Source organism: Enterococcus sp. 3C7_DIV0644, from assembly GCF_002141235.1.
GTDB classification, from domain to species: Bacteria; Bacillota; Bacilli; order Lactobacillales; family Enterococcaceae; genus Enterococcus_D; species Enterococcus_D entomosocium.
This window is the reverse complement of sequence record NZ_NGLK01000001.1, coordinates 1,347,670-1,359,001: the sequence shown is the minus strand read 5'-3', so window position 1 is coordinate 1,359,001 and position 11,332 is coordinate 1,347,670. Positions and strand designations below refer to the sequence as shown.

At 42.3% G+C, this 11,332-nt stretch carries 13 protein-coding genes and 2 other annotated features; of the genes, 10 read left to right on the top strand and 3 right to left on the bottom strand.

The genetic code is table 11. From position 1 onward, the window contains the following. Nucleotides 1-38 precede the first annotated feature (38 nt). Nucleotides 39-162, top strand: a sequence feature (ribosomal protein L20 leader region). A 47-nt stretch (nt 163-209) separates the two neighbouring features. The 4 genes from infC to A5877_RS06310 all read left to right on the top strand — a co-directional run bounded on the left by infC (nt 210) and on the right by A5877_RS06310 (nt 3,229). After that, nucleotides 210-731, top strand: a complete 522-nt coding sequence (gene infC / locus A5877_RS06325; protein WP_005228103.1) for a translation initiation factor IF-3 — start codon at nt 210-212, stop codon at nt 729-731. A gap of 60 nt (nt 732-791) precedes the next feature. Beyond that, nucleotides 792-992 carry a 50S ribosomal protein L35 gene (rpmI, locus tag A5877_RS06320; RefSeq protein WP_003128650.1) on the top strand — a complete coding sequence of 67 codons (201 nt, stop codon included), beginning with the start codon at nt 792-794 and terminating at the stop codon, nt 990-992. A gap of 63 nt (nt 993-1,055) precedes the next feature. After that, a complete protein-coding gene (gene rplT, locus A5877_RS06315) occupies nt 1,056-1,415 on the top strand; it encodes a 50S ribosomal protein L20 (RefSeq protein WP_003128653.1) in 360 nt (119 codons plus the stop codon). A gap of 194 nt (nt 1,416-1,609) precedes the next feature. Continuing rightward, nucleotides 1,610-3,229 (top strand): ABC transporter ATP-binding protein, encoded by a 1,620-nt coding sequence (locus A5877_RS06310; RefSeq protein ID WP_086316582.1) that lies wholly within the window; start codon nt 1,610-1,612, stop codon nt 3,227-3,229. A gap of 24 nt (nt 3,230-3,253) precedes the next feature. Here A5877_RS06310 and A5877_RS06305 read toward each other — a convergent pair whose 3' ends face one another. Then, a complete protein-coding gene (locus A5877_RS06305) occupies nt 3,254-3,829 on the bottom strand; it encodes a helix-turn-helix transcriptional regulator (RefSeq protein WP_086316581.1) in 576 nt (191 codons plus the stop codon). A gap of 548 nt (nt 3,830-4,377) precedes the next feature. Between A5877_RS06305 and A5877_RS06300 the strand changes: the two genes are divergently transcribed. The 6 genes from A5877_RS06300 (at nt 4,378) to A5877_RS06275 (ending at nt 10,051) form a co-directional block, all read left to right on the top strand. After that, nucleotides 4,378-4,977: an MptD family putative ECF transporter S component gene (locus tag A5877_RS06300; RefSeq protein ID WP_086316580.1), complete on the top strand. Its 600-nt coding sequence runs from the start codon at nt 4,378-4,380 to the stop codon at nt 4,975-4,977. Further along, nucleotides 4,974-5,675, top strand: coding sequence for an energy-coupling factor transporter transmembrane component T (locus tag A5877_RS06295; protein WP_086316579.1), 702 nt, complete (start codon nt 4,974-4,976; stop codon nt 5,673-5,675). Before A5877_RS06300 ends, A5877_RS06295 begins: the two co-directional genes overlap by 4 nt. Beyond that, complete coding sequence (locus tag A5877_RS06290; RefSeq protein WP_086316578.1) at nt 5,672-7,108, top strand: ABC transporter ATP-binding protein; 1,437 nt, start codon at nt 5,672-5,674, stop codon at nt 7,106-7,108. Before A5877_RS06295 ends, A5877_RS06290 begins: the two co-directional genes overlap by 4 nt. A gap of 141 nt (nt 7,109-7,249) precedes the next feature. After that, on the top strand, nt 7,250-7,957 hold the full coding sequence (locus tag A5877_RS06285) for a response regulator transcription factor (RefSeq protein ID WP_086316577.1): 708 nt from the start codon (nt 7,250-7,252) through the stop codon (nt 7,955-7,957). After that, nucleotides 7,947-9,305 carry a cell wall metabolism sensor histidine kinase WalK gene (locus tag A5877_RS06280; protein ID WP_005233878.1) on the top strand — a complete coding sequence of 453 codons (1,359 nt, stop codon included), beginning with the start codon at nt 7,947-7,949 and terminating at the stop codon, nt 9,303-9,305. Before A5877_RS06285 ends, A5877_RS06280 begins: the two co-directional genes overlap by 11 nt. Before the next feature lie 107 nt (nt 9,306-9,412). Then, nucleotides 9,413-10,051 carry a PepSY domain-containing protein gene (locus A5877_RS06275; RefSeq protein ID WP_086316576.1) on the top strand — a complete coding sequence of 213 codons (639 nt, stop codon included), beginning with the start codon at nt 9,413-9,415 and terminating at the stop codon, nt 10,049-10,051. 68 nt (nt 10,052-10,119) lie between these two features. Here A5877_RS06275 and A5877_RS06270 read toward each other — a convergent pair whose 3' ends face one another. Both A5877_RS06270 and A5877_RS06265 read right to left on the bottom strand, forming a co-directional pair. Further along, the gene (locus A5877_RS06270; RefSeq protein ID WP_008379536.1) at nt 10,120-10,290 is read right to left on the bottom strand and encodes a hypothetical protein; all 171 of its coding nucleotides are present in this window, start codon (nt 10,288-10,290) and stop codon (nt 10,120-10,122) included. 90 nt (nt 10,291-10,380) lie between these two features. Then, nucleotides 10,381-10,815 (bottom strand): thioesterase family protein, encoded by a 435-nt coding sequence (locus A5877_RS06265; protein WP_008379539.1) that lies wholly within the window; start codon nt 10,813-10,815, stop codon nt 10,381-10,383. Nucleotides 10,816-11,004: 189 nt separating this feature from the next. Beyond that, nucleotides 11,005-11,209 (top strand) — a binding site (T-box leader). Nucleotides 11,210-11,332 lie beyond the last annotated feature (123 nt).

Below are 11,332 nucleotides of genomic sequence, written 5' to 3'. Positions count from 1 at the left end.
ACAATAAGAGGAAAAAGCAGTATACTATAAAAGTTGAGAAATAAAAGCAGAAGCACCCGCTTCTCGCCTGAGTGAAGATATCGCTGGGCAGAATAGGATTCCTACTATTTATTTGTGTGGAGTACGTGCGGGTTCGTGAAGAACTCGTTTTTTTATTGTCTGATTTCGAATCGACAAGCTTTTCTTTCTCTCAAAAAACTCGGAGGTGAATGACCATAGCAAAGGATATGATGGTAAACGACGGCATTCGTGCACGTGAATTGCGTTTGATTGATCAAAACGGCGAACAACTTGGTGTAAAGAGTAAAGCTGAAGCATTGCAAATTGCAGAACGAGCAAACCTTGATGTGGTATTGGTGGCACCAAATGCTAAGCCGCCAGTAGCAAGAATTATGGATTACGGGAAATTCCGCTTTGAGCAACAGAAAAAAGACCGTGAAGCTCGTAAGAAACAAAAAGTAATCAACATTAAAGAGGTTCGTTTAAGTCCAACGATCGACGTCAATGATTTCAACACAAAATTGCGTAATGCACGTAAATTCCTTGAAAAAGGGGACAAAGTGAAAGCTTCGATCCGTTTCAAAGGCCGTGCCATTACCCATAAAGAAATTGGTCAGAAAGTGTTAGATCGTTTGGCGGAAGAAACTGCTGATTTGGCAACTGTTGAGCAAAAGCCAAAAATGGATGGCCGCAGTATGTTCTTAGTATTAGCACCAAAAAACGATAAATAATGACTCACTGAGTTTCAGTTTAAAGTCAGATAACGAAAGATTTTGAGGAGGAAATTAGTTATGCCAAAACAAAAAACACACCGCGGATTAGCAAAACGCGTAAAACGCACTGGCGGCGGCGGATTGAAACGCTTCCGTGCCTTTACCAGTCACCGTTTCCACGGCAAAACAAAAAAACAACGTCGTCAATTGCGTAAAGCTTCAATGGTTTCAGCTGGCGATTACAAACGTATCCGTCAACAACTAGCACGCATGAAATAATTGCGTAACCCAAGCTTCACGTATACAAACAATTATCGATTTTCATATTAGGAGGAATTATACATGGCACGTGTTAAAGGTGGAACAGTAACTCGTAAACGTCGTAAAAAAGTGCTTAAATTAGCAAAAGGTTACTACGGTTCTAAACACACTCTATTTAAAACAGCAAAAGAACAAGTAATGAATTCATACAACTACGCATACCGCGATCGTCGTCAAAAGAAACGCGACTTCCGCAAATTGTGGATCGCTCGTATCAACGCAGCGGCTCGTATGAATGGTTTAAGCTACTCAAAATTGATGCACGGCTTGAAATTAGCTGAAATCGACATCAACCGCAAAATGTTAGCTGACTTGGCTGTAAACGATGCAACAGCATTTACTGCATTAGCTGACCAAGCAAAAGACGCTTTAAACAAATAATCAATCGTTGGCAACAACGTTAGCCCCGCTCTTTGAGCGGGGTTTTTTTGTTTTTCTCGATGACCGAGGAATGGTTTCTCACTATCTTTCATACGTTTCTTTCCATTAAGCGAAAAATAGATTATACTTTTGAAAGCGGTTATTTTATTTATCTCACGACTTTTCCACGAACACTGCAGCAAAAGGAGCTTACGATGGCGATTGATTTATGGCGGCATTTTAAAAAAGGATTGACGGTATATATTGGGATTGGAATTGCGGTCTCATTTTTGAGTGCCGCGAATGTCTTTTATTTTCAAAAATTACTCGATTCATTTGGCAAGACATTTGATTGGTCAGTTATTTTTATCTATGGGTTAACGCTTGTACTGGTACCGCTTTTGTCCTATCTCGAGCAGAAACCCAAAACGAAATTGCACAACAGCATGTATTTCTATCTCAAAGAACAAGCTTTAGTGAAAATCAGCAAGATTGCCTATTCTGAATACTTGCAGATTGGCTCTGGAGCACTCTTACAGAAAACTGAAGCGGGAGCAGCGGCGGGTAGAAATATCCATTTGAATTTTTATGGACGCTTGTTTAAAGAATTGCTTCCCGAAACACTGTTTAACTTAGCTTTTATTGCTATGATCGATAAAAGGTTGATTCCAGCGATCCTTGTGGGCTATCTAATGGTGTTTATCGTGACCAATTTGCTTTTGAAAGTTTTACGCTCTCTCAAAGAACATGCGCTAGTTTCAGAAGAAGCCATGAACAGCACCTTTATCCGCGGATTAGCGGAAATGGTCACGTTTCGGATCAATAAACGGTTTGAAAAAGAGATCGCACAATATAAAAATATGTCTGCTGATACAACAGAACGTTTGACGAAAATGACGATGATCCATGAGTTTTTCTTTGGTTTTTTTGCAGTTTTAGTCGCATTGATCAAAGTCGCAATTGTGGTATTGGCATTTACAAATCAGATTACGGTCAGCTTGGGTGGTTTAGCAGCATTGATTATTTATGTGGATCGAATCTACACGCCTGTTGCAATATTTAACGTGATTTTTGTTCAATACAGCTTAGATAAAGTTGCCTTTGCACGGTTAAATGAATTTTTCTATCTGCCAGAGGACAAAGCATTAACACAAGGAGATGCATTGTCTGAAACCATCAACTACATCACAGTTAAGGATCTATCCGTCATACTTCAAGAAAAGAAAATCTTAACCGATAGCACACTGGAGCTGAAGCGGGGAGCGATTTATGGGTTAGTAGGAGAAAGCGGCGCAGGAAAATCAACGCTGGTCAAAACGATTTTAGGCTTGTATCAGCCGACGACCGGTGCGGTCCTGATTAATCACAAAAATTTAGTTGCTTACAACTTAAATGATTACTATCAGCATGTCTTTTATCTATCGCAAGATGCGCCAATATTCCAAGGAACGCTGAAAGAAAATATCATTTTTGATAAGGAAATCGCAGACGAGGAAATCATAGCGGTATTAGAAAAATGTCAATTAGGCGCATTCTATCAGGCACTCAAGGGAGGACTGTCTGCTGAAATTGGAGAAAAAGGAGCCAACCTTTCTGGTGGGGAAAAACAGCGGATCGCTTTTGCCCGATTGTTTTTCACAAACGCAGAAGTCATTGTCCTTGATGAAGCCACATCGGCTTTAGATGAAGCAACAGAAGAAAAGCTTTTTGCAGCGATCAAAGACCAATTAAAAAATAAACTAGTCATCATGATTACCCATCGTCCGAAAAACTTGGTTTATGCGGATGAGATCATTGAATTGAAAAAAACACAGGTTGAAGCGGCTTCATCATAAAAGCAGCTTCAACCTGTGTTTTGATCAGCGCATCAGTAAATGCGGCAGTGTACTAAGCCATGCAAGCATGCCGACAATCAAGGCAAAGACCAAGACGATGACTGTTTTTGAGAGGAAATCTTTTTTGATGTCCCGCTTTTTCCTAATGGCATCGAGGTCTTGATTTTCCATGAAGGCAACGATCTCTTTATACGTTTTGATATTTTGGGTTTTCTTGATTTTTTCGATCTTCAATGCGGCATACATGGAGACGAGCCAAAAACATAGAGGAGGGGCAATCCACCAGTGTCCTGGTAAAAAGAGAGCAGGCCCAACAGATAATGCGGCCAACAATGTAAAGACCAACATTATTTTCGTGTAGTGATCCATTGCTGTTTTCTCAATCGTTTCTTTCATTTGTTCAACATCCCCTTTGACTAATTCATCTAAAGAAACATCAAATAGAACACTGAGCAATAATAAGTTGTGAACATCAGGATAACTTTTTTCATTCTCCCAATTTGAGATCGTTTGTCGGGAGACATAGAGTTTTTCTGCCATCCCTTCCTGAGAGAGACTTAATCGTTCCCGATGTTTTTTTATTTGTTTGCTTAAGTTCATTTTATCCGCTCCTTCTACCATTAGTTTAGGCCAATGTCTGCGTTCTAACGATCAAATGTCTTTGACAATGCCTTGAAATCAAGTGTCAAAATGTTTTTACAGTTGGGTTTATGCTGTTTACACAGCAGTACAGCGTTGATTTTCTTCAACGAATAAGCGACAGTCAGCTTTCTTATTGTTTTTTTAGAAGCACCTGCTGGTTTCTTAATAAAGAAAATGATGAAGAGTCTGTGCTGATTTTTAATGTTTGTCTTTATCTATTATTCATTAATTTCGCAAAGATGGGAAGAGGAAAAAACAACTAAGCGTGTGAAAGCATCATTTTTCCATTAGTGGATCTTTAAAGGTCCCTGTGTGTTGAAATGGAGCCATTCAGAAGTCACGTCTGTTTGTTGGTTCTGTTCTAGAAGAAAATCGACTGTTGATAAGCATATCTCCCCATAAAAACGTCTGCTTTGTGCTATACTGAGGCTTTGTAAAAATAAGTTTGTACAAGCAAGCAGCAACGGTTTTTTCATTGATTGCTTGCAAGAAGGAGCGTATACGCAGTGAAAAAACTAAAGGTTCAAGATTTAATTGCAGTAGGGATCTATACAGCGATCTATTTTCTTTTAATGAGCGTCTGTCTATTGATTTTGCGTTTTGTGATCCCAGGTTTTCATAATTTATTTATTCCAGCAGTCACCGCTTTGTTTTCTGGCATTATCTATCTGATTTTATTGAATAAAGTACCGAAATTTGGCGCAATCACCATTATGGGTACCGTGGTAGGGCTCTTTTTTTTGATTTCAGGACATTTTCCATTGGCCTTTTTACCCAATATGCTTTGTGCCTTAGTAGCTGATTTGATTCAATACAAAACAAAGCTCAAAGAGAACGTTCGCGTAATGGCGAGTTATATCGTCTTTAGTTTTGGCTTGATGGGCCCGATCTTGCCCCTGTGGTTTATGAAAAATGCCTACATCGATTCATTAGTGGCTCGCGGAAAAGATGAAACCTACATTGCCGGTGTGTTTGCTCATACCTCCAATGTGATGTTGGGGCTTTGTGCATTGGCCGTTTTGATTGGTGCGGTGGCTGGTTTAGGCATTGGTAGCCGCTTGATGGAAAAACATTTTCAACCAACGATCCAATCGCATAAAGGGTGAGGAATGTGTCGAAAACAAGGTTTGATCCCCGCAGCAAATTGGCGGTGATTCTCTTTGCTAGTTTTACTATGATGGTGTCCATTAGCTGGATCGATGAGTTTGTCTTTGTCACGTTCTTGCTGCTGCTATTTTTAGTCAGCGGCTTTTGGAAAAAAGGCCTGATGTTCTATGGCGTGTTTATCTTGCTGACACTGGCAGATAGTTTTTTGTTTCGCCAAGGAAACCACCTATTGATCGTGTTGCTGGATTTCTTTTCCGTCGGTTATCGCCGCTTATTGCCAACGATCATGGCGGCGGCTTTTGCCATTAGTGGGACGAAGAACAGTGAGTGGATGGCGGCGTTGCAAAAATTGCACGTGCCCAATGTATTATTAGTCCCGCTGGCAGTCTTATTTCGTTTTTTTCCCACATTGGTACAAGATTTCAAAAGTATTCGCCAAGCGATGCGCTTTCGCGGCATCTCGCTGTCGGCAGGATCGATCTTGCTTCATCCACTGCAAAGTGCGGAGTATTTTTTGATCCCATTACTGATGTCGGCTGAAAAGACCGCAACCGAACTGTCGGCTACGGCGCTGGTTCGCGGGTTAGCATCAGAAACTCCCCATACCACCGTCCACGAACTGAAGCTGCGCTGGTGGGATGGCTTGGTCTTTTTAGCATTAGGCGGCTTTATCGTGAAAAGGATGTGGCTTGGATGATCACACTAGAACAAGTGTCAGTGAAACGAGAAAATCGAACCGTATTATCTGAGCTTTCTTTGACAGTCGCAGCTGGGGAAGTTATCGTTTTGTGCGGCGCTAGCGGCAGCGGAAAATCGACCTTGCTCAATGTTTTGAATGGCTTGATCCCTGAGCTGTATCCCGCCGAAGTGCAAGGAAAGATCCGTGTCGGAGAAACAGACTTGCCAGTTGCCGATTTCTCCCATTATGCCCAGACGATTGGCGTCGTCTTTCAAAACCCCAAGACTCAATTTTTCACCACGGATGTCTATTCGGAGTTAGCTTTTTCGATGGAAAATGCGGGCGTCGCACCAGAAAACATTCGGCAGCGAATCACCGAAGTAGCACAGCAGTTTTCCCTGACCCCGTTGCTTGATGCTAGTGTCTTTGACCTATCTGGTGGGGAGAAGCAGCTGATTGCTCTCGCTGCAGCCACGATGCTGCCCCATGATGTGTTCTTATTGGATGAGCCTTCCAGTAATTTGGATCAAGAAGCGATCCAAAAGTTGACTCAAGGATTGGCTTCTTTAAAACAACAAGGGAAAACCATTGTGATCGCCGAACACCGCTTGGCGTATTTGGCGCCACTGGCAGACCGCTTTTGCTTATTAGAAGCAGGGCGGTTGCGGGCGTCCTATCCAGCAGCTCAGCTGTTGTCACTGCCCGAGGAGGCAATTCACGAGTTGGGATTGCGAAAAGTAGGCGAGGCGGCATTGGAAAATCAGCACTGCCGAGAATCTTTGCCAGAAAAGTCTGGATTAAGGGCAACGCATCTGCAGATCAAGCAATCGAAACGCTCAGCAAACAGCAGAAATTGGGCGCTTAACTTGCCTGAACTACAATTGCCGACGAAGCAAGCTGTGGGGATCGTTGGACCAAATGGTGCTGGCAAAAGTACGTTGGTGCAAGTCCTGTCAGGATTGAAAAAATGCCCAGAAGCAGTATTTGCCATCAATGGACAAAAGCGGACCCAAAAGCAGCTGCTGCAGGAAAGCTTTCTTGTGATGCAGGATGTTAACTTGCAGCTGTTTTTTGAAACGGTGGAAAAAGAGCTGCTGATCAAAGCCCAAAACCCAGCTCGTTTTGAAGAAATTGTCTCATTGTTGCACTTAACACCACTCCTTGCCCGACATCCGCAAAGCTTGTCGGGTGGGGAAAAACAACGAGTTGCGATTGGCAGTGCCTTGCTTTCTGGCAAACGTTTGTTGTTTTTCGATGAACCAACGAGTGGATTAGATTTGCAGCAAATGGAGGAAGTCGCAAAACTACTGCGAATAGTTGCCAAAGAAGTTGATTTATTAGCCGTGATCAGTCATGATCGTGAGTTTTTAGCTGAAACATGTCCTTACATGATTCAACTCGAAAAAGGAGAACTTGTTGGCACGTATCAGTTGGCAAAAAATATGGAATAACTGAAAGACGGAGTGAACCTTGGTTCATGCCGTCTTTTTTTGGTCGAACATGAAAAAATCTTCATGTTTTTTTCTTTCAATCAGTTAGGAAGTTTTGAAAAAATCCGTTATGATAGAAGCAAAACCAGAGGAGGAGCGCATATGACTTTGAAGATCTTGCTAGTAGAAGACGAAGAAAGTTTAGCCAGTTTTATCCAGTCCGAATTGACTTTTGAGGGATATGGTACGGTCTGGGCCAAAGATGGGCAAGAGGCATTGACCTTGTTCAATCAGCAAGCAAATGCTTTTGATCTGATTTTATTGGATTGGATGCTGCCAATCTATGATGGCATCACAGTGGCGCGGCGGATACGCAAAGAAAGCGACATCCCGATTTTGATGATGACCGCCAGAAATCAAACCGCCGATGTGGTGACGGGGCTTGATGTTGGGTTAGATGATTATTTAACGAAACCTTTTGAAATCGAAGAACTGTTTGCCAGAATTCGCGTGATCGAGCGGCGGCTGCAAAGAGAAGCCCAACAACAAAAGAACCAGCAAAACCAATTAGTGGCGGGGGAGCTGATGATGGACATCGCCAAGCACTTGGTTCAGGTTGCCGGTGAAACCATTGAGTTGACGCCCAAAGAGTTTGGGATTTTATATGAATTGATGAAAGAGCCGGAAGTCGTCAAAACCAGAGATGACCTATTGAATGAGATTTGGGGTTATGAATACGACGGTCAAACGAATGTTGTAGATGTCTATATCCGTACACTGCGGAACAAGCTGGATGTTTGCGGCAAAGGCAAAATGATCGCAACCGTTCGAGGATTAGGCTATGTCTTGAGGACCGACCATGAAGAATAAGTCAGTCAACCAACGTAGAAAAACAGCCCAGTTTCAATTGACGAGCCGCTTTTCCTTGATACTCTTTGGTCTGCTGATTCTCTTCAATCTGCTGTTTATTTTATTATCCGTAGGTTATTTGTTTGAACATATCGAAAATCGTGCTAGCAACATTCTTGAAGCCATCGAAAAAGGTGAGGCATCAGGGGATACCTGGGACACTCTCGTCAATGCCTATGTTTCGGCAGATGAAGAAGACGCCCTGCAAGTGATCTTAGCCGATGGCAGTGTCGTTTCATCAGAAGATGCGGAAGAGATTTTTGCCGATATCAATCAAGGACGAGTGATGCCATTTCTCGAAGACATCGTTTTTACAGAGGATGGCATCTATTACACGAAAACCCAAGAAGTCGATGGGGATCAGGTGACGATCGCTATCAATGGGGAGGATAGTGTGGAATTAGCCTATGGTCTCTTTATGATCAGCAGTTTCTTGAATCTGATCGCTGTTGTGATTGGCAGCCTGCTGATTTATTGGAGTGTCGGGAAATGGAGTCAGAAACTTACCGGCATGGCGCAAGAAATTGCTGCCATTGAACAAAGCCGACAAGGAGAATTGTCAGTGTCTGAAGAACCCATCGAGATTCGTTCGGTGGCCTTGGCTTTCAATAAATTGTTGAAAGAACAGCGTGAGACGATCGAACGGGAAAAACGATTCGTTGCCGATGCTTCCCATGAGCTGCGCACACCTTTGGCTGCGATTCGCGGACATGTCCAATTGATCCAGCGGCGTGGAACCAAACATCCCGAAGTCATTCCTTCCTCGATGGCATTTATTGACAAAGAGTCGAAGCGTTTGGAAACATTGAGCAATCAATTGCTAGACCTAGAAAAAAATCAATCCCAAGAAGAAATGACCCTTGTTAATGTTTCCCAGATCGTCCGAGAAGAGTGTGAAAAACAAGCGACGATCGTTCCGCAATCGATTGAATATTTTGTGGAGAACCAATGTATGAAGCGAGGACATAAACGTGACTTCCAGCAAATCATCCAAAACCTGTTAGAAAATGCCGCGAAGTATTCGCCTGTTGATCAGCCGATTCATGTGACCTTGACACAAGAGCAAAGGCAGTTGTCTTTAACCGTCGCCGATTTTGGCATTGGGATTCCCGATGACAAGAAAGCCTTGATTTTTGAACGGTTCTATCGGGTAGAAGATTCTCGTTCTAGCCAGATTGCCGGTTCAGGCATTGGGCTTTCACTGGTAAAACAGCTGGCAGACAAATATCATGCCAAAATCACCGTGATAGACAATCAACCGCAAGGCAGTATCTTTAAACTTGCCTTTCCAAATGAAAGAGAAAGATGAAGATTTTTTTAGATTTTCTTCAAGCAATTTTGATTCTTTTTCTTTGGGAACTTGTTATTCTAAATATATAGAAAAAAGGAATACACAAACAATTGGAGGAATGAAACATGAAAAAAACAACTATTTTATTCGGAATTGCCGCATTAGGATTATTGGCAGGATGTACACAAAACAACACGGGAAATTCAGAACCTGCGCAAAACAGCAGCTCAAGCACAGCAGTTGCCTCATCGAGTGAAACAACGTCGTCACAAGCAACAGACAGCTCTTCAAGCAGTGCAGCGATCGCCAATGGCGGCTTACCTACGGTGACCGTAGAAGAAGCGATCCAAATATTCCAAGACAAATACCCAGATGCAGCGATCACTTCGATTGATTTGGATACTTCTTTTGGCAATTACTTCTACCAAGTAGAAGGCGTGGATGACACGAATGAGTTTGAATTAAAGATCGATGCAGAAACCAAAGAAACTTCTGAAGAAAGAACGGAAAAATTGGATACCGATGAACAAAACGGTGTCAAAAAAGATGCCGATCAATTGGACCTAACCAACTTGCTTTCATTGGAAGAAATTTCTGATATCGCCGTGAAAGAAGCTGGCGGTGGTCAAGCAACAGATTGGTCCTTAGACAAAGAAATGAATGTAACCTATTGGGAAGTCAAAGTAGAAGATGGCAACAAACAAACAGATGTGAAAATCAATGCCCAAACAGGTGAAGTACTTGAAACAGAATTGGATGACTAATCCTTTTACGCAGTAAAAAAGATAAGCCGCTATCGTCTATGCGCAAAAGACGATAACGGCTTATTTCTTTACGTATGCTGTTTGACTTCAGTTAACGGTTTGACGCGACCACCAATTTTATCTGCAAATGCTTCGGACTGCTTCCGATCTTCAAAGACCCATAACTTGTCTGGAATTTTTTCACGAGTGCGACGACCATCTTTGCCAATGTAACCATGCAAAACTTTAATCACGTACATCGCCATCATCCTTCCCTGAAATTACTTTTGATTATACGAAAGCCGTTTCAAAAAGCAAGGATTTTGACTTAAATGAGTGATCAGAATTGATTATTCTCCTGACAGGGCAGCATAATCAGCAAATCGTTGATGGATTTCAGGAAAACTACGCTTCAGCTGCACGATGCGATTGGTCTCTTTTGCTAAAAAACAATGCTTTGAAGTCCCTGTCGTAGCCAACTGACCATCGCTAGTTTTGTAGATCTCATAGCGAAAATCCAAACGCGTGCCCGTATATTTGTCGACCAAAACATCGATTCGCACCTCATCTTCGTAACGAATCATCGTTTTGTATTGCGCACTGACTTCCAGCACAGGAACGATCAAGCCAGCTTCTTCGATGGTATGATATGGTAAATCCAAAAACGCCAGTAATTCCACGCGGGCCTCTTCAAACCAGCGGATATAATTGGCGTGATGGATGATCGCCATTTGATCGGTCTCATAGTAGTGTGGTTGACGGATATAGCCTGAATATAAAGACATAAAAACAGCTCCTTTCATAGAAACAAAACCTTCGTTATTCAGCATAACGCAAAAAGAAAGAAAAGCAAACAGAAGGGTAACTTCTTTGCGTTGACTACTAGAGAAAACGCTACTAGAGAGCAGCGGAGTGAAAAAGACAGTGAAACACCTTGACTTTTTCATAGCTTTCTTGTAGTTTATAGATAATATCAAAAATCAGTGAAGGATCGAGTACTTTATTCTATTCCTTAAAAGAGAAAACTGCCCCGGCTGAAAGCAGTTTAGGACGTGTAAAGGAAAGACAATCTGGAGATGAACAGAAGAAAAGCTGTTCCGTGACCGAGCGTTAATCGAGAGGAGAAGAACATTTCTCGAATTTAGGTGGTACCGCGTGTAATCAAAACTCGCCCTTGTATAAAAAAACAAGGGCGAGTTTTTTGCTGTGAATCACTGCGACTGGTCCGCAAAGCGGAACAGAGCAGATGATGAACAGTACTAGGCGACCACAGGGAGCGTAGTAACCATACTAGGAATCACT